The 17,410-nt window shown below is 66.8% G+C and carries 18 protein-coding genes; 13 read left to right on the plus strand and 5 right to left on the minus strand.

Features of this window, described 5'->3' with window-relative positions:
* Window positions 1-96 precede the first annotated feature (96 nt).
* The 5 genes from ACFO5X_RS24075 to ACFO5X_RS24095 all read left to right on the plus strand — a co-directional run bounded on the left by ACFO5X_RS24075 (window position 97) and on the right by ACFO5X_RS24095 (window position 4,867).
* Window positions 97-1,089 carry a hemin-degrading factor gene (locus tag ACFO5X_RS24075; protein WP_380722411.1) on the plus strand — a complete coding sequence of 331 codons (993 nt, stop codon included), beginning with the start codon at window positions 97-99 and terminating at the stop codon, window positions 1,087-1,089.
* 2 nt (window positions 1,090-1,091) lie between these two features.
* Window positions 1,092-1,934, plus strand: a complete 843-nt coding sequence (locus tag ACFO5X_RS24080) for a heme/hemin ABC transporter substrate-binding protein (protein WP_380723231.1) — start codon at window positions 1,092-1,094, stop codon at window positions 1,932-1,934.
* Between the two features lie 5 nt (window positions 1,935-1,939).
* Window positions 1,940-2,998, plus strand: a complete 1,059-nt coding sequence (locus ACFO5X_RS24085; RefSeq protein ID WP_380722413.1) for a FecCD family ABC transporter permease — start codon at window positions 1,940-1,942, stop codon at window positions 2,996-2,998.
* Window positions 2,998-3,780 (plus strand): heme ABC transporter ATP-binding protein, encoded by a 783-nt coding sequence (locus ACFO5X_RS24090; RefSeq protein ID WP_380722415.1) that lies wholly within the window; start codon window positions 2,998-3,000, stop codon window positions 3,778-3,780. The genes ACFO5X_RS24085 and ACFO5X_RS24090 overlap by 1 nt, the downstream gene beginning before the upstream one ends.
* A 238-nt stretch (window positions 3,781-4,018) precedes the next feature.
* Window positions 4,019-4,867: a M10 family metallopeptidase C-terminal domain-containing protein gene (locus ACFO5X_RS24095; protein ID WP_380722417.1), complete on the plus strand. Its 849-nt coding sequence runs from the start codon at window positions 4,019-4,021 to the stop codon at window positions 4,865-4,867.
* Between the two features lie 313 nt (window positions 4,868-5,180).
* On the opposite strand, the gene ACFO5X_RS24100 is transcribed toward ACFO5X_RS24095, so the two are convergent.
* The 3 genes from ACFO5X_RS24100 to ACFO5X_RS24110 all read right to left on the minus strand — a co-directional run bounded on the left by ACFO5X_RS24100 (window position 5,181) and on the right by ACFO5X_RS24110 (window position 5,941).
* Window positions 5,181-5,357, minus strand: a complete 177-nt coding sequence (locus ACFO5X_RS24100; protein ID WP_380722419.1) for a hypothetical protein — start codon at window positions 5,355-5,357, stop codon at window positions 5,181-5,183.
* A gap of 78 nt (window positions 5,358-5,435) precedes the next feature.
* The gene (locus ACFO5X_RS24105; RefSeq protein ID WP_380722421.1) at window positions 5,436-5,705 is read right to left on the minus strand and encodes a hypothetical protein; all 270 of its coding nucleotides are present in this window, start codon (window positions 5,703-5,705) and stop codon (window positions 5,436-5,438) included.
* Window positions 5,705-5,941 (minus strand): TOBE domain-containing protein, encoded by a 237-nt coding sequence (locus ACFO5X_RS24110; RefSeq protein WP_380722423.1) that lies wholly within the window; start codon window positions 5,939-5,941, stop codon window positions 5,705-5,707. The genes ACFO5X_RS24105 and ACFO5X_RS24110 overlap by 1 nt, the downstream gene beginning before the upstream one ends.
* A gap of 213 nt (window positions 5,942-6,154) precedes the next feature.
* On the opposite strand from ACFO5X_RS24110, the gene ACFO5X_RS24115 reads away from it, so the two are divergent.
* Genes ACFO5X_RS24115 through ACFO5X_RS24150 form a run of 8 tightly spaced genes read left to right on the plus strand, consistent with a single transcriptional unit; the run spans window position 6,155 to window position 15,013 of the window.
* Window positions 6,155-7,618, plus strand: coding sequence for a glycosyltransferase family 2 protein (locus tag ACFO5X_RS24115; protein WP_380722425.1), 1,464 nt, complete (start codon window positions 6,155-6,157; stop codon window positions 7,616-7,618).
* Window positions 7,615-8,526, plus strand: coding sequence for a glycosyltransferase family 2 protein (locus ACFO5X_RS24120; protein ID WP_380722427.1), 912 nt, complete (start codon window positions 7,615-7,617; stop codon window positions 8,524-8,526). The genes ACFO5X_RS24115 and ACFO5X_RS24120 overlap by 4 nt, the downstream gene beginning before the upstream one ends.
* Window positions 8,523-9,557 carry a glycosyltransferase gene (locus ACFO5X_RS24125; RefSeq protein WP_380722428.1) on the plus strand — a complete coding sequence of 345 codons (1,035 nt, stop codon included), beginning with the start codon at window positions 8,523-8,525 and terminating at the stop codon, window positions 9,555-9,557. Before ACFO5X_RS24120 ends, ACFO5X_RS24125 begins: the two co-directional genes overlap by 4 nt.
* A gap of 15 nt (window positions 9,558-9,572) precedes the next feature.
* The gene (locus ACFO5X_RS24130) at window positions 9,573-11,633 is read left to right on the plus strand and encodes a catalase (protein WP_380722430.1); all 2,061 of its coding nucleotides are present in this window, start codon (window positions 9,573-9,575) and stop codon (window positions 11,631-11,633) included.
* Entirely contained in the window at window positions 11,630-12,640 is a 1,011-nt protein-coding gene (locus ACFO5X_RS24135) for a glycosyltransferase family 2 protein (protein ID WP_380722432.1), read from the plus strand. The genes ACFO5X_RS24130 and ACFO5X_RS24135 overlap by 4 nt, the downstream gene beginning before the upstream one ends.
* Window positions 12,637-13,719, plus strand: coding sequence for a hypothetical protein (locus ACFO5X_RS24140; protein WP_380722434.1), 1,083 nt, complete (start codon window positions 12,637-12,639; stop codon window positions 13,717-13,719). Before ACFO5X_RS24135 ends, ACFO5X_RS24140 begins: the two co-directional genes overlap by 4 nt.
* On the plus strand, window positions 13,716-14,441 hold the full coding sequence (locus tag ACFO5X_RS24145; RefSeq protein ID WP_380722436.1) for a PIG-L deacetylase family protein: 726 nt from the start codon (window positions 13,716-13,718) through the stop codon (window positions 14,439-14,441). Before ACFO5X_RS24140 ends, ACFO5X_RS24145 begins: the two co-directional genes overlap by 4 nt.
* The gene (locus ACFO5X_RS24150; protein WP_380722438.1) at window positions 14,438-15,013 is read left to right on the plus strand and encodes a class I SAM-dependent DNA methyltransferase; all 576 of its coding nucleotides are present in this window, start codon (window positions 14,438-14,440) and stop codon (window positions 15,011-15,013) included. Before ACFO5X_RS24145 ends, ACFO5X_RS24150 begins: the two co-directional genes overlap by 4 nt.
* On the opposite strand, the gene ACFO5X_RS24155 is transcribed toward ACFO5X_RS24150, so the two are convergent.
* Together ACFO5X_RS24155 and ACFO5X_RS24160 are read right to left on the minus strand one after the other, a co-directional pair.
* Window positions 15,010-15,765: a Crp/Fnr family transcriptional regulator gene (locus tag ACFO5X_RS24155; protein ID WP_380722440.1), complete on the minus strand. Its 756-nt coding sequence runs from the start codon at window positions 15,763-15,765 to the stop codon at window positions 15,010-15,012. The genes ACFO5X_RS24150 and ACFO5X_RS24155 overlap by 4 nt on opposite strands.
* A gap of 187 nt (window positions 15,766-15,952) precedes the next feature.
* Window positions 15,953-17,380: a TrkH family potassium uptake protein gene (locus tag ACFO5X_RS24160; RefSeq protein WP_380722442.1), complete on the minus strand. Its 1,428-nt coding sequence runs from the start codon at window positions 17,378-17,380 to the stop codon at window positions 15,953-15,955.
* Between the last annotated feature and the right edge of the window lie 30 nt (window positions 17,381-17,410).

Consider the following 17,410-nt stretch of genomic DNA (forward strand, 5'->3'; position numbering starts at 1 on the left):
TCCCAGGAAACAGCAAGGCAGAAGGTGTCCCCCGTGACCGATTCCCATACGCTTTCCGCGGAGGCTATCAGGGCCTCTCGTGCGGACCATTCCAACATGCGCGAGCGCGATCTGGCGGACAAGCTTGGCATCAGCGAGGCCCAGCTTCTGGCGGCCCATTGCGGCGCGGGGGTGACGGCGGTCAACCCGCATCCCGATGCGGTCATGGGCGCGGCAATGCGGCTTGGCGAAGTCATGGCGCTTACGCGCAACGAGGACTGCGTGATCGAGAAGGTCGGGACCTATGCCAATTATCACGCGGGGCCGCATGCCTCGATGGTGCTGAACGACGCCATCGACCTGCGCATGTTCCCGGCGCATTGGCAGTATGGCTTCATGGTCGAGAAGGAGACGGATGCCGGCACCCGCCGCAGTCTGCAGGTCTTCGATGCGGCCGGCGACGCTGTGCACAAGATTTTCCTGCGCGAGGGCGCCGATCTGGCGGTCTGGGAGCAGGTGAAGCAGGAGATGCGGCTGCCCGAGCAGGTGCAGACGCTGAGCGTTGGCAAGCGCGAGCCGGACGAGGCGCCGCGCTCGGCGAGGGACAAGGTAGACATCCTGCGCCAGGAATGGGAGCGGATGACCGATACGCACCAGTTCCTGAGGCTGACCTCCAAGCTGAAGATGAACCGTCTGGGGGCCTATCGTGTGGCTGGCGCGCCCTTTGTGCGCGCGCTGGCGCCGTCGGCTTTCGATGACATGCTCCAGAAGGTGCAGGCGCAGGGACTGGAAATCATGGTCTTCGTCGGCAATCGCGGCTGCATCGAGATTCATTCCGGCCCGGTTCATACGCTGAAGGCGATGGGCCCCTGGCAGAACGTGCTGGACCCGGGGTTCAACCTGCATCTGCGGCTGGACCGGATCGCCGAGGTCTGGGCTGTGGACAAGCCGACGCGGCGCGGGCCGGCGGTGTCGGTCGAGGCCTTCAACAAGGACGGCGGGCTGATCCTGCAGGTCTTCGGCGTCGGCAAGGAAGGCCGGGATTGCCGTCCGGCCTGGGGCAAGCTGGTCGAAGGGCTGGACGGGCTGGCCGAGGAGGTCACGGCGTGACCCTGCGTGCGATCCTTTGTGCTGGTGCGCTGGCGCTGGCCGCGCCGGCGCAGGCGAACGAGCCGGCGGGTGCCATCGTGTCCATCGGCGGTGCGGTCACCGAGATCGTCTTTGCCCTGGGCGCGGGCGACCGGCTGGTCGCGCGGGATACGACCTCGGTCTATCCCGAGGCGGCGCTGGCGCTGCCGGATGTCGGCTACATGCGGGCGCTGTCGCCTGAGGGCGTGCTGTCGGTCGGGCCGGATCTGATCCTGGCGGATCAGAACGCCGGGCCTCCGGAAACCGTCGAGGTGCTGAAAGACGCGGAGGTGGCGATGGTGCAGATCCCGGACGTCTTTACCGGCGAAGGCGTGCAGGCCAAGATCCGCACCATCGGCGCGGCCATCGGCGTAGAAGACAAGGCCGAGGCGCTGGCAACCGACGTGGCCGCGCGGCTGGAGGCGGCGCAGGCGCAGGCCGAGGCGCGGGCTGGCGGCGCGAAGAAGCGTGTGCTGTTCGTGCTGAGTGCGGCGGGCGGGCGGATCATGGCCTCGGGCAGCGGCACGGCCGCGGCGGCGATGATCGAGCTGGCGGGGGCCGAGAATGCGGTGACCGGGTTCGAGGGCTACAAGCCGCTGACCGACGAAGCCGTGATCTCGGCCGCGCCCGATGCGATCCTGATGATGGACCGCGGCGGCGATCATGACAGCCCGGTCGACCAACTGGTCGCGCTGCCGTGGATTGCCGCGACGCCAGCCGGGCAGGCCCGGGCTGTGGTGCGGATGGACGGGCTGTATCTGCTGGGCTTCGGTCCGCGCATCCCCGAGGCGGTGGCCGATCTGAACGCGGCGCTTTACGGGGGCTGAGGCGCATGACGGCGACCGGAGACATTGCGGCGGCCTTCCCGAGCCGCCGCAGCCGCGCCCGGCGCGCCCATCTGGTGCTGGGTGCGCTGCTGGTCGTGGCGGCGGTGCTGAGCCTGGCGGTCGGCGCCTCGGGCACCTCGCTTTGGGGGGCGCTGGAGAAGCTGGCGACGGGGCAGCCTCTGACGGCGACCGAGCAGGTGGTGCTGTGGCAGATCCGGATGCCGCGCATGTTGATGGCAATTGCCGTGGGCGGTGCGCTGGCGCTTTCGGGCGCGGTCCTGCAGGGGCTGTTCCGGAACCCGCTGGCAGATCCGGGCATCGTCGGCGTCAGCGCCGGTGCCAGCCTGGGCGCGATCTTTGCCATCGTGCTGGGGGCGAGCCTGCCGGCTGTTTTCGCGGGTCCCTGGCTGTTGCCGCTGGCCGCCTTTCTGGGCGCCTGGGGCGCGACGCTGCTGCTGTACCGGGTTTCGACCCGGCGCGGGCGGACCTCGGTCGCGACCATGCTGCTGGCCGGGATCGCGCTGACCGCGATGGCCGGGGCGCTGTCGGGGCTGATGATCTACATGGCCGATGACGCGCAGCTACGCGATCTGACGTTCTGGCAGCTCGGTTCGCTGGCCGGTGCGACCTGGCTCAAGGTGCAGGTGGCCGGGCCGGTGATGCTGGGCGCGATGCTGCTGGCCGCGACGCTGGGTCGGGGGCTGAACGGGCTGGCGTTGGGCGAGGCGACGGCGGGGCACATGGGGCTGCCGGTGCAGCGCATCAAGGCGCTGGCCGTGCTGTCGGTTGCCGCCGCCACCGGGGCCGCCGTGGCGGTGTCGGGCGGGATCGCCTTCATTGGCATCGTGGTGCCGCATCTGCTGCGTCTGGCGACGGGCCCCGACCACGAGCCGTTGCTGCCGAACGCTGCGCTGCTGGGGGCGACGCTGCTGCTGGTGGCCGATGTCATCAGCCGGGTGATCGTTGCGCCGGGCGAGTTGCCCATCGGGATCGTCACTGCGATCCTGGGCGCGCCGGTGTTCCTGTGGATCCTGCTGCGTCGGCGCGGGCTGGTGGATCTGTGATGCTGAAGGCGCGCGACGTCAGGGTGCGGCTGGGCGGCAAGGCGATCCTGCACGGGGTCGATTTCACCGCCTTCCCGGGGGAGGTGTCCGCGATTGTCGGCCCCAACGGGTCGGGCAAGTCGACGCTGCTGAAGGCGATCACCGGCGAGATCGACAGCACCGGCAGCCTGCATATGAACGGCGCCGACATGCGCGGGCTGAAGCCCTGGCAGCTGGCGGCGATGCGCGCGGTGCTGCCGCAGGCGGCGACGCTGGCCTTTCCGTTTCAGGTGGGCGAGGTCGTACGCATGGGGCTGAGCGCGGGCATCTGGGGCGGGCGCGAGCATCTGCCGGCGCAGGCGCTGGCGGCAGTGGGCCTAGATGGCTATGCGGGCCGGTATTACCAGGAATTGTCGGGCGGCGAGCAGCAGCGCGCGCAGCTGGCGCGCGTGCTCTGCCAGATCTGGGAGCCGGTGGTCGATGGCCGGCCCCGCTGGCTGTTGCTGGACGAGCCGGTGGCGAGTCTGGATATCGGGCATCAGCTGGTTGTGATGGAACTGCTGCGCCGCTATGCCGCGCGGGGCGGCGGGGTGGTGGCAGTCATGCATGACCTGAACCTCTCGGCAATGTTCGCCGACAGGATCACCGTCATGTGCGAGGGGCGGGCGACGGCCACGGGCGCGCCGCCCGAGGTGATGACGGATTCAGTTCTCTCGGCCACCTATCGCTGTGATCTGAGGGTCAATATCGCGCCGGCTCGGGGGCAGAGTTTCCTGTTGCCGCATCTGGCGCGGGCGCGCTGAGAATTCGGCGGATCCGGGTCGGAATTACTTGACAGATTTTATCGCCTTTATTAGACCGCAGGGGCAAGGCAGCGGGTCCCTATCCAAGGTTGGCCCGCCCCGTATGCGCAGTAACGTGCGCGTCGTCGGACCCCCAGCATTCCCGTAACTCGTTGCCCCCGGGCAGCACAGATTTGGTCCGGTGCCGCCTGCCGCGTTGTTGTGTCAGGGCCGCGGCGGCGACCCAAAAGGAGACGCAATGACCATCACCATCAGGGCTGGCAACGCCGGCGCCAGCGACTTTTACGCTTATCTCGATGCCTTCGACACCGACTTCACCCCCGCGGGGCGCGGAGCCTTCTCGAACGGCCTGTCGGGCAACTATGCCGCCTCGGAGTCGGACCTGTCCGATACCCCGGACACGGATGCACAGGCCTATGTCATCCGTGGCGGGCTGAGCTACAGCATGGCGACCCACGTGGTCAGCGGCCCGGTGCGCGCGGTGGAATTCGGCCACGGCGCGACTTCGACGAGCGGTGAGGGCGGTGTCGCCAGCTTCGAGATGACCGAGCTCGATTTCAAGGTCACGTTCTCGCCCAAGATCGCCGCTGCGGAGTCGCATGACGTGATCTATGGTCTGCTCGGTTCCGCGCCCGATGGCGAGGGGGCGACAGAGGCCCTGCTGGAGGTCATCAAGTCCGACTCGATCACCTTCCGGGGCGGCGCCGGCGCCGACAAGTTCCTGGGCTTCCGCCATGACGATGTCCTGATCGGCGGGCGCGGCAACGACATTCTGAACGGGCGAGTTGGCGACGACGATCTGACCGGCGGCGCGGGGCGCGACGTTCTGATCGGCGGGCGGGGCGCGGATACCTTCCACTTCACCAAGTTTTTCGGGCGCGACATCGTGCGCGATTTCGAAGCCGGGACCGACACGCTCGATTTTTCGGCGACCACCGGTGAGGCGACCAGCCTTGACGATTTCCTGGCCAACAGTAGCGAAATCAATGGCCGTCTGGTCTATGACATGGGGAACGACGGTCGGAATGTGATCGTCCTGGTCGGCATCGAGGCTGCCGATCTGTCGGCCAGCGACTTCATTTTCTGACATCTGCGCGGGCGGCGGGCCCAGGGTTCGCCGTCCGCGCGTTTTCGATCGTCAGTCCCGGGCGGCGACGATTCTGATGAGTTGGTTGCGCAGGGGGTGCGGGACCGCCTTCGGCCGATCCCGGGAGTGACGGCGGGCGCCTTTGACGGCCGTCGTGAAACCCCATGCGGTACGGCGCCGGAAAGTTTCGGGTTTTTGCGCGCCTCAATCGTCAAAACCGGTGAGGTCGCGCGTCTGGTTCAGGATTTGCCAGGTGGCGGCGCGCAATCCGCGCAGGCCGATTTCGATCAGTTCGGGATCGGTGGGGGTGGCGCTAAGACGACGCTGCCCATGCGCTGGAAGCCGGGCGCGCCGACCACGCGGTGCCGCTGATGACGGTGACTTCGTTGTAAAGCAGTTCGACGGGGCCGCTGACCAGCCCGGCCCATTGCGGCGCGCCCGAGATCAGGCCGGTTTCGCGCAGCAGGATGATCCAGCCGAAAGCGCGCACCAGATCGCTGACCCAGAGCGGGATGAGGCAGAGCAGGAACAGCCCGGCGCGTGTGCGGCGGCAGGCAATCTTGGCGATCTAATACGCCACCGGAAAGCCGATCAGCAGCGCCAGAGAGGTGACGAGGATCGACATCCAGGCCGTTCGCAGCAGGGTGTTCCAGTAGATCGGCTCGCCGAAGAACGCCATGTAGTTGCCAAAGCCGAATTCGTATTGGCGGGGGCCGATCTTTTCGCGCAGCGAGACATAGCCGATGCCGAGTTGCGGCAGCACGACCAGCAGGTTGATCCAAAGCAGGAAGGGCGCCATCAGCAGGATCAGGGACAGGCGGGCGGTGTCGTGGCGCATTAGGCGGCGGCCCGCGGGAAGCACAGCGCCTTCTGTGCCGGCCAGGAGACCTGCACCTGCGTCCCCTCGCCGTCGGCGGCCGGGTCGGCGACCTCGACCAGCGCACCGCCGGTTGTGCGCACCAGCACCCGGCTGTTGGCGCCGTTGAACAGCAGGCTGTCGACGGTGCCGGCTAGCGTTGCGCCGTCCTCTCCGGGGCCGATGCGCATTGCCTCGGGGCGCACGAACACTTCCACGCGCGTGCCCTTGTCCGCTTGACCGCGTGCGCGCACCATCGTTCCGTCCGCGAGCCGCACGCTAACCTGACCGTTACCTTCGGTTTCGGCGATGCCCTCCCAGCGGTTGCAGTCGCCGACAGATAACAAATGTTAACGGAACGTGGATCATCCTGAGCCGTTGTTTCCGCAGGTTGCACAATGCGGCGCGAACGGTTTCAGGAGACAAGCGAGATGTTGAGGGTGGATGGCCGGGGCGTATTCCTCGGGCTGATGGCGCTTGCCGTTCTGGTACCGGTGGCGGCACTTTTCATCGTCGCTCTTGCCACAATCATACAGGGCGGGCTTGGGGCGCTGAACCTCTTCGCCGGATCTTCGCGGCGACCGGCGGAGATGAAAGCCGGCGCGCCTGCGGATCAGGCGCCTTTCTTTTCGGTTCATATCGCCACCCACGAAGAGCCGTCGCAGATGGTGATCGAGACGTTGCACGCGCTGGCGCGCCAGCAAGGGGCGCCGGGGTATGAGGTCATCCTGCTGGACAATAACACGCGCGATCCCGCGCTGTGGCATCCCGTCGAACGGGCCTGCCGCGGGCTTGGTCCGAATGTCCGGTTCTACCATGTGGACGGGGTAGAGGGCGCCAAGGCGGGCGCTCTGAACATCGCGCTGCGCCTGACGCACCCCGCTGCGAGCCATGTCGTGATTGTTGACGCGGATTACCAGGTCGAGCCGGATTTCCTGGCGACCGCCGCCGCCGAGTTGCGGCGCAGCGACGACGATTTCCTGCAGTTCCCGCAGGCTTACCGCAAGGACGGCGGCGCGGCGGCCGGTCTGTCACTCGAGCTTGCCGACTATTTCCTGCGGCATGCGCGGGAAGCGGATTGCGCCGGGGCGATGCTGCTGACCGGCACGCTGAGCGTGATCCGCCGCAGTGCGCTGGAGGCAGTGGGCGGCTGGAGCGCCCGCACGATTACCGAAGACGCCGAACTTGGCCTTCGGCTGCGACGTTTCGGGTTCAGGGGCCGGTTTGTCGACCGGCTCGTCGGACGGGGCCTGTTGCCCATGGATTTCTCGGGTCTGGCGCTGCAACGCTATCGGTGGACGGCCGGGAACGCAGCCACGATCTCGGGCGGCCTCGGGGGCCTTCCGACGCGCTCGGCGGTGCAGGTGTTTGCGCAGCTGACCGCCTGGGCCAATATGGCGCTCCCGTTGACGGCGGGGCTGATCGGGGGGGCCTGTGCCGTCCTGCTGGGACATGACGGCCGCGCTGCAACGTTGCTCACCGATCTCTCGGGCTTTGGCCTGTTGCTGGTTGCGCTGTCTGTCTGCCTGCCGATGGTGCTGAGCACTGTCCTGCGCGGGCGGCCCTCGCTGGCGGTCATCCTGGACGCGCTGTCGGTGCGGATCGCGATGATCGTGCCCTCGGCACTGGCCAGTGTCGACGCCCTGCTGGGCCGCAGCGGCAGCTTCGAGCGCACGGCGAAGGACGAGACTGGCGCCTCGGAGAAGGTCGGCTGGGTTTTCTCCGCGCTTTTTGTCGTCGGCCTGATGCTGCTTTGGAACGTTTCGGCTCTCCCGTGGTTCTCGTTGACGGGCGCAGCGTTGCTTTTGCTGCCCCTCCCTCTGGCGCGAGCGACCTGTGAGCGGCTGGCGGCCTATCGCGCCTCGTTGCGCATCACCGAGGAGGTTCGGGCATGATCCCGAGTGTTACCATCGTTATCCCGACCTTCAACCGGGCATGGGTTCTGCCGCAGGCCATTGACGCTGCGCTGGGCCAGTCGCATCCGAAGACAACCGTGATGGTGGTGGACGACGGGTCGGGCGACGAGACCGGGGCGGTTATCGCGCGCTATGCGGATCATCCTCGATTTGTCGGCGTCACGCTGGCGGCCAATGCCGGGACTGCGCAGGCCAAGAACGTGGGGATCGCGCTGTCGGCGACGGAGGCGATCACGTTTCACGATTCCGACGACATTCCGCATCGCGACAAGGTGATGCGGCAGGCGCGGGTGATGGGCAACGAGGGCGTCGGCGCGCATCCCTGCCTGAACTGGCGGCTGTCGGGGCGCGAACCCGACACGGCTATCCAGATCGGGGCGGTGCTGAGCCATCACGAGTTGATCCTGCCCGATGGCGAGCGGGTGGAAATCCGCCGCACGCTGAGCCTGGTGGACGATTTCTTCCCCAACCTGCAGATGGCGGCGGGCGTGCCGGGGGACTGGACGCATGTCAATTCGGGGCTGTTCCACCGGTCGGTTTTCGACCGGCTGGGCGGATTTTCGGATTGCATCGAGGAGGACCGGGAGTTCCGCAATCGGCTGATCATGGCGGGCGAGGTGCTCTGGGTGATCCCCGACATCCTTTTGACCAAGATCGAAAGCGCCGATGGACTGACCCAGCAGAAGGACACCGATTACGACAGCGCACGGCGGCAGGTGGACCGGCAGCGCGTCTGGGATGCGGTGGGCCATTGGTTCCGCACCCGCGAGGTGGCGGAGGTGCCGATCGACCTCAGCGCGGTGAGGGTGGCGGCCTGCACCAATCCGGCCCTCTGCAACGCGCGGGTGCTGCGGCAGTTGAGTGGACCTTTGGAGCAGGTCGCGTGAGCGGCGGGGTGACTTTCGTCGATCCGATGGCGCCGCGCGCCTATACCGGGCGGGCGGGAGACTTGGCGGGGCTGGGCGGCACCGAGAGGACGCTGGTAAGCATCAGCGAGTGTCTGGCGGGGTGGCGTTCTGTCACCGTTCGTCAGGCGGCGCGAACGTGCCCTGAGATACGCGTGAACGGTGTGGCTTACGCGGGATGGGACGTGAGCCGGCCCCTGCCGGAGCGGCCCGGGGTGATCGTGGTCATCAACTCGTGGAAGGTCGCGCAGAAGCTGGCGCGGCAGCATCCCGACACACGGGTCGTCGTCTGGCAGCATGTCTTTCCGGGGCGGCACAATCGTTCCCAGGCGGCCGGGCTGCGGCACATGAATGTCGAGGTGATCTGCGTGTCGGCGGCGCATGCGCGGTGGCTGCGCGGTTTTTCCGGGCCGGAGGCACCGCGCATCTCGCACATTCCGAACCCCATACCCGATGACCTTGCCCCGGACAGAACCGAGCGCGATCCGAACCTGCTGCTCTATGCAAGTTCGCCGCACAAGGGGCTGGGACAGGTTTTCCGGCGGTTTGACAGGCTGCGCGAGCAGCTTCCGATGCTGCGGCTGGCGGTGGCGGATCCAGGGTATCTGGCCTGGCCGGCGGGGCGGGCGCCGGAGGGCGTGCTGCCGCTGGGACGGCTGGCGCAGGGCGAGCTCCACCGCTGGATGCGTCGGGCGCTTTGCCTGTTCTATCCGCAGGACCATTTCGCCGAGACCTTCGGCCTGGTGATCGCCGAGGCGAACGCGGTGGGCTGTCCGGCGCTGCTGCACCGCGGGCTGGGCGCGAACGACGAGGTCGCCTCGGACCCGTCGCAATGCATCGACACCGGGGATTTTGACGCCATCGTCGCCCGTATCCGAGCGTGGCGCGCTTCTAGCCGCGACACGCCGCTGGCGAGGGCACGCCCCGAATTCTTCCTGTCGCGCGTGGCCGACCAGTGGCGCGCCACCCTCGCACCCGCGCGGGACCGTATTCTTGAGACGCAATCTTTCTGACCAGAGGAACCTGACATGAAACGCGACACCACGAAGACCCGGCACGGCGAAGGCGGCGAAACGCACCAGACGGTGGGTGAGGGTCACGACACCATGACGACGCAGGTCGGGATGCCGATTTCGGATGACCAGAACAGTCTTAAGGTCGGCCGCCGCGGGCCCCATCTGCTGGAAGACCAGATCTTCCGCGAGAAGCTGTTCCACTTCGACCACGAGCGTATCCCAGAGCGGGTCGTGCACGCACGCGGCTATGGCGCCCACGGGACCTTCGAGCTGAAGGAATCGCTGAGCGATGTCACCCGCGCGAAGGTGCTGACCGAGGTGGGCGAGAAGACCGAGGTCTTTGTGCGTTTCTCGACCGTTGCGGGCAACAAGGGCTCGGCCGATCTGGCGCGCGACGTGCGCGGCTTTGCGGTGAAGTTCTACACCAAGGAAGGCAACTGGGATCTGGTGGGCAACAACATCCCGGTGTTCTTCATCCAGGACGCCATCAAGTTTCCCGACCTGATCCATGCGGCCAAGCAGGAACCCGATCGCGGTTTTCCGCAGGCGCAAACGGCGCATGACAATTTCTGGGATTTCATGTCGCTGATGCCCGAGGCGATGCATATGGTCATGTGGATCATGTCCGACCGGACCATCCCGCGCAGCTTCCGCTTCATGGAAGGTTTCGGCGTGCATACCTTCCGGCTGGTGAACGCGGCGGGCGAGGCCAAGTTCGTCAAGTTCCACTGGAAGCCGCGGCAGGGGATGCAATCGGTTCTGTGGGATGAGGCGGTCAAGATCAACGGTGCCGATCCCGACTTTCACCGGCGCGACCTGTGGGACGCGATCCAGAAGGGCGACTATCCGCAGTGGGATCTGGGCGTGCAGGTTTTCGATGAGGAGTTTGCGGATACGTTTGATTTCGACGTGCTGGATGCCACCAAGCTGATCCCCGAGGAGCAGGTGCCGGTGCGCATTGTCGGGACGATGACCCTGAACCGGATGGTCGACAACTTCTTTGCCGAGACCGAGCAGGTGGCGTTTCAGACCGGGAACATCGTGCCGGGCATCGACCATTCCAACGACCCTCTGCTGCAGGGACGCAACTTCAGCTATCTCGACACTCAACTGAAGCGGCTGGGCAGCCCGAACTTCAACCATATCCCGATCAATGCGCCGCGCTGCCCGTTCTCCCATCTGCAGCAGGACGGCCATATGGCGATGCACAACCCGAGGGGCCGCGTCAATTACGAGCCGAACAGCCACGGCGAGGGTCCGCGCGAGGATCCCGAACGCGGATTCCGGTCTTATGAGGCCGAGGAGGAAGGGTCCAAGCTGCGCGTGCGGTCCGACACTTTCGCAGATCACTACAGCCAGGCCCGGCAGTTCTATCTGAGCCAGACCGACATCGAGCAGGACCATATCGCCGAGGCGCTGATTTTTGAGCTTTCGAAAGTCGAGGGCGTGGCGATCCGGGAACGGATGGTGTCGCATCTGGTCAATATCGACGCGAGCCTCGCCGAGATGGTGGCGGATGGGTTGGGCATGGAGGACGTGCCCGAGGCGGCGGAACCCGCACGGGCCGTAATCGACACCGATCCTTCGCCGGCCCTGAGCATTCTTGGCAATGCCAAGGAGAGTTTTGCCGGACGCAAGCTGGGCGTGCTGCTGACCGACGGGATCGACGGGGCGCTGTTCGATGCGCTGAAGTCGGCGGCCGAGGCGGCGGGCGCGACGGTCGAGATCGTGGCCGAGACCGTTGGGGGTGTTTCCTCCAACCGGGGGCGGCGCATCGCGGCCGATCAGAAACTGGATGGCGCGCCATCGGTGCTTTACGACGCGGTGGCCGTCATCGCCTCGGACGAGGGAGCGGCCCGGCTGGGGCGCAAGCATGGCGCCAGGGCGTGGCTGGCCGATGCGCACGCGCATATGAAGTTCATTGCCCTGACCGAGGCGGCGCAATCGGCCTTCTGGTCGAAAGCCGTGCCCTCGGAGCCCGATGACGGTGTATTCGTTCTGTCCGGCGAACACGTGGTGGACGATTTCCTAAATGCCTGCGGCAAGTTGCGCTTCTGGGAGCGCGACGCATGAGGTCGTTGCCTTTCGGGCCTCGCGGGCGCTGGGCGGTGGCGGTCACCGTCCCGGCGCGCGACGAGGAGGCGCGGATCGTCGCCTGCCTCGATGCCGCAGCACAAAGCCTGCGCGGCCGGGGCGGCATAGCGGTCTTGGTCAACGGATCGAGCGACGGAACGATGGAACGGGCGATGGAGTGGTTCGCGGCGACAGGCGAGGCCGGGCTGGTGTTGGAACGGCCGGATTCGCCGGCGGGCGGGGTCGGTGAGGTGCGGCGCGATACCGTGGCGGCCTGCGCGACGATGCTTGCGCCGCAGGGCGTGGTGATGACGACCGATGCGGACAGTCGGGTGTTCGAGGACTGGGTGGATGCGAATCTGGAGGAATTGCGGGGCGCGGATCTGATCTGTGGCAGCGTCTTTCCCGATCCCGCCGAATTCGCGCGCTTGCCGCCGGTTATTGCGCAAAGGGGTGCGGTAGAGGGCGAATACATGGCGCTCACCATAGCGCTGAAGACGGCCATCGACCCGGTGCCGCACGATCCGGAGCCGACGCATCTGTCCGAGCCGGGGGCGAGCCTCGCATTTCGGATGGACCTCTATCAGTCGGTCGGAGGGTTCGCCGCGATGCCGGGCGGAGAGGATCGAGCCCTTGCCGAGCGGGCAGATCTGCTGGGGTGGCGGGTGCGCCACTCGGCGCGGGCGCGCGTGCAGACTTCGTGCCGGCTGAGCGGGCGGGCGCCGGGCGGGATGGCCGACGCGCTGCAGGCGCGGATCCATGCGGACGACCCGATGGTGGATTGGCTGCTGGAACCGGCGGAAGCCACCGTGACTCGGGCGCGGCTGTGGCGGGAGTTGCGGGCCTTGCCAGCCGATGTGGCTCCGGATGTGCGCACGGCGGCGCGTCAGCGGCTGGCGGCACTGCCCCGCCAGCGTCTGCGCCTGTCGGACCTTCCCAATGAAATGCCGCGTCTGGCCGCCGCGCTGGCCGCCGAGACGCAGGGCCGTGAAAGGATTTCGGCATGACCGTTGCTCCACGCCTGCGCATTCTCCCGGACGAGGAGAGCATTTTTGCGGCCATCGCGGATCGGGCGGCCGAAGCTGATGCCGGGATGCGAGGGTTGAGCGAAGACATGGCGCTGCTGGCGGACTCAGGCATCCTGAACCGGTTGTGTTCCGGGGGCGATCCCGTGGCTCATGCCGACCTCTTGCGGCGCATCGGGGCGGTAAGCCTGCCGGTCGGTCGTCTGGCCGAGGGGCATATGAACGCTCTTCGGCTTGTCGCGCTTTACGGAACAGCCGGGCAGCGAAAGTCCCATATGACCGAAGCGCGACGCGGGACGATCTATGGCGTCTGGGGCGCCGACGACAGCCCGCCAGTGGCAATACGGTCGGATCACGGGGACCGTCTGGAACTGGAGGGAAGCAAGCGCTTTGCCTCGGGCCTTGGAACCATCGGGCGCGCTGTCGTGATCGCGACGACGGCCGAGGGGCCGCGTCTTGTAATTGCTGATGTGACCGACCCGAACCGGGGCGACGACAGCGGCTGGCAGGTCTCGGGGATGCGCGCCACCGCCTCGGGTCGATACGATTTCGACGGCATGAACGCGGAGCCGCTGGGAAAGGCAGGTGACTATCTGCGCGAGCCCTATTTCCAGGGCGGAGTCTGGCGGTATGCGGCGGTGCATGTCGGCGGGCTGGAGGCGCTGGCGGAGGAGGTGCGCAAGGCGGTGCGAGGCTTTGGTGATGCGGCGGGCGAGGCACAGTTGCACCGGGTCGCGCGGATTGCCAGCCTGGCTCACGGGGCGCGGCTGTTTGTCGAGGACGCGGCGCGGAAAGTCGAGGCGCCGGGCGCGGGTGCGGCCGAGGTCGCATTGTCGCTGGCGGCGCGTGAGGCGGTCGAGACCGCCTGTCTGGAAGGAATGGCTCTGGCAGACCGTGCGCTGGGCACGCGATCTTTTGCGACGGGGCATCCCGCCGATCTGCTGCGGCGCGATCTGGGATTCTTCCTTCGGCAGGCCGATCTGGACGGCAAGCTGCGGCAGGTCGGCCAGCATCTGTGCGCGTCCCTGCAGCCCGTTGGCGCAATATGGGGTGGACGATGATCCAGTTTACGCCGGTGGTGATGGAAACCCGCGAAGCCCCCTTGGCCGGTATCGACGAACTGGCCGGAGGCGGTGACATCCTCGTGCTGGCGCCACATCCCGACGACGAATCGCTTGCCATGGGCGGAGCGATTGCCGCAGCGGCGGCGACTGGGCGGCGGGTCCATATCGCCGTGGTGACGGATGGGGCGCGTTCGCACCCCAACTCGGCGAGTCATCCGCCCGAGGCGCTGCGCGCGCTGCGTCGGACCGAAGTCGGGCGGGCGGTGGATATCCTGACGGAGGGGCGCGGGTTCCTGCACTGGCTGGGATTTCCGGACATGGCCGCGCCAGCGGATGAGGCGACCTTTGCCGAGGTCGAGGCACGGCTGATGCCGGTCCTCGGAGATGTCACGGCGATCTGGACCACCTGGAACGGCGACCCGCATCCCGATCACCAGCGGGTCTGGCGGCTGGCGCACTGGCTGTCCGGGCGCTGGCCCGGGGTGCGCATGTTTGCCTGTCCGGTCTGGGGCCGGGTGCAGACACCAGTTGCGGGGGGCGACTGGCAGGCGGCGCGGCGGTTTGCAAGCGGACCGCACCGCGCGGCGAAGGCCCGCGCTGTGGCGGCCCATGTCTCGCAGATGACGGACCTGATCCGCGACGATCCCGACGGGTTTCGGATGCCGGACGATCTGGCGCGCCATTTCATCGACAGCGACGAGATATTCATACCGTCATGACCCGCGATGCCGCTTCCTTCGATGCGCTCTACCGCGATGCGCCGGATCCCTGGAACTATGAAACCAGCGCCTATGAGGCGGAGAAATACCGCCGCTGCCTCGCGCTGCTGCCACGCGTGCGATACGCGCGGGGGCTGGAGGTTGGATGCTCGATCGGCGTGATGAGCGCCGAAATCGCCGCGCGCTGCGACAGCCTGCTCGCGCTGGATTTTGCGCCGACGGCGGTTGAACGGGCACGGGCGCGCGGGATCGCCAATGCGCGGTTCGAGGTCGCGGAGATTCCCAGGGATTGGCCCTCTGGCCGCTGGGATCTGATCGTGCTGTCGGAAGTGCTGTATTACCTCGCCCCGGATGTGCTGGAGGCGGCACTGGACTGTGTTTCCGGCTCGCTGGCTCCGGGCGGGAGTTGCCTGATCGCCGGATATACCGGGCCGACCGAGACGGTTTTGACGGCGCGGGAGGTCGAGGACCGGCTGTTGCGGCGTCTGGCCAAAGCTCGCCCGCGTCACGAGGTGTTCAGGGATCAGGGCGAAACCTGGATCGCGGCGGTCTTCTCCTGCGGGATGAATTAGGGCGGCGGGTAGAGATACCGGTCGTCGAATCTTGCCAGCTTGCGCAGGCCCTCGCGGTTGTGGAGCCTCGCGCCGCCATCGCGGATGGTGCAGAGGCCCGCCTCGCGCAATTCCTTGCAGATGCGGCTGACGTGGACAGTGGAGAGGCCCGTGACCTCGGCAAGATCGGATTGCAGCAGGGGCAGGGGCATGTGGTCATCGACCACGAGGCCGCAGGCGCTGAGGCGCACATCCATTTCGCAGATGAAATCGGCTAGGGCGGCGGCAGCGCGCAGGCGGTTGGTGCGGAACAGCCAATGAAGGTGGATTGCGGCGTCGATCATGGTGAGCCACCACAGCTGGCGGGAATGATCGGCCGAAGCTTCCATGATCCGGAGGATGTCCGCGTTGGCGAATAGGGCGATCCTGGCCTCGCTCAGGGCCGAGACGTCATGGTCGAGATATTTCAGCGGCAGGCCATGGAGGTCGACAAAATCGCCAGGCACCTGGATCGACACCAGTGCGCGGTCCGGGCCCGAACGACCGCCGCCGGAGATATACCGCACCATCGTGCCTTCGAGAAGCAGCGCGCTGTGTGTCATCGGCTCGCCCGCGCGGGAAAAGATTTCGCGGGCGTCGAGGTCGCGTATCTCTTCACAGGCGGCCTGCAGCTTCTGCCATAAAGCGGCATCCACCCGCCCCACCATTCCGCAGCGGTAACGCGAGTCGAGCGCTTCGGTCTGCGGCCCTCGGCCACTGTCGGGCGGACTCATTGTGGCGCCCCGCCGGGTCGTGTTTCTTTGTTGTCCTCGTTTCATCGTCTCTTCGTCTTCGGTGGCGGACAGCCTTGCGGAGCATCGCATCGCCCGTGGGAAATCCGCGGGCGATGACATGGCATCCACGCCAGGGTCTTCTGCATGATGTCAGGGTAACACCGTTTGGGCCCCGGCGTTCCCTGAATCAGTTCAAGGATCTGAGTTCCTGCCAGAATACCGGCGTCAGAAGCACGAAAAACGTGATCATTTCGAGCCGGCCGAGATACATGCCGAGGGACAGCACCAGTTTTACAGGATCGGAGAGACCGGCAAAGTTGCCGGCGGGGCCCACGATGGAACCCACCCCCGGGCCGACGTTGGCGAGCGCTGTCAGCGCGCCGCTGGTCGCGGTGGCGAAGTCCAGCCCGAGCAGCGCGAGCGCCGCGGCCAGGGCCGCGAAGGTCAGCGCATAGAAAGCGAAAAAGGTCATGACCCCCTGCTGCACGTCTTCCTCGATGCGCCGCCCCTCGTAGCGGATCACGAGGATCTGGTGGGGCGAGCGTATCGAGCGGAGCTGCGCCGCGACGGAGCGCTGCACGATCAGCCAGCGCATCGCCTTCACCCCGCCCGCCGTCGAGCCGGTGCAGCCGCCAACTGCGGTGAGGCAGAAGAAGACGACAACGGCGAAGGAGCCCCAAAGCGTGTAGTCGGTCGTGGCGAAGCCGGTCGTGGTGACGACCGAGACGACGTTGAAGGCCACCAGGCGCAGCGCGACCAGAACATCCATACCCTTTGTCTCTGAAAGCCAGAGAGTGAGGATGGCAATGACGCCGCCAAGGCTCCAGAGCATGGCGCGGACCTGCTCGCTCTGGAAGGAGCGGCGGACGGCGCCGCGGATATACCAGGCGAAGGGCAGCGCGCCGCCCAGCATGAACAGGGTGGCGGCCCATTGCAGGAAGGGGCTGCTGAAATGGCCGAAGGATGCGTCGTAGCCGGAGTATCCGCCGGTGGAGAGGGTTGTCATCGCATGGGTGACGGCGTCGAAAAAGCTCATCCCGCCAGCGAAGTAGGCAGCGGTGCACAGTGCCATCAGCCCGAGATAGATTTTCAGCGTCGCGGCGGCAAAGAGGGTGGCGCTGCGCAACTCCTTTTCCCCCTTGTCCGAGCTTTCGGTGCGGAACAGCTGCATCCCGCCGACCTTGAGGATCGGCAGAAATGCGATGCCGGTGACGATGAAGCCGACACCGCCGATCGCCTGCAGCACGGCCCGCCAGAAGATGATCCCATGCGGCGTCGTGTCGAGGCCGACCATGACGGTCGAGCCTGTGGTGGTGATGCCCGACATGGCCTCGAAAAAGGCGTCGACCGGCGAGAGCGACCAGAGGAGCAGCGGAATCGCACCCGTCGTTGCGGCGATCAGCCAGACGCTGGAGGTGAGAATGAAGGTATGGATCCGGTGCAGCCCGGAAAAGGTCGCGTTGGTCGCCAGGCATATGAAAACGCCGACAAGCCCCGTTACGAGCGACGCCTCGACGAAGACCTTCCGGGTTTCCTGAAACAGCAGGGCGTCGAAGGCCATAAGGCCCGCGATGAAGAGCAACACCAGGCCGTTGACAAAATAGACGAAGTGCATCTTCCGCCTGTTGCGCCGCATCACACGCGA

The sequence above is a fragment of the Seohaeicola nanhaiensis genome, from assembly GCF_042654245.1.
Taxonomy (GTDB): Bacteria; Pseudomonadota; Alphaproteobacteria; order Rhodobacterales; family Rhodobacteraceae; genus Seohaeicola_A; species Seohaeicola_A nanhaiensis.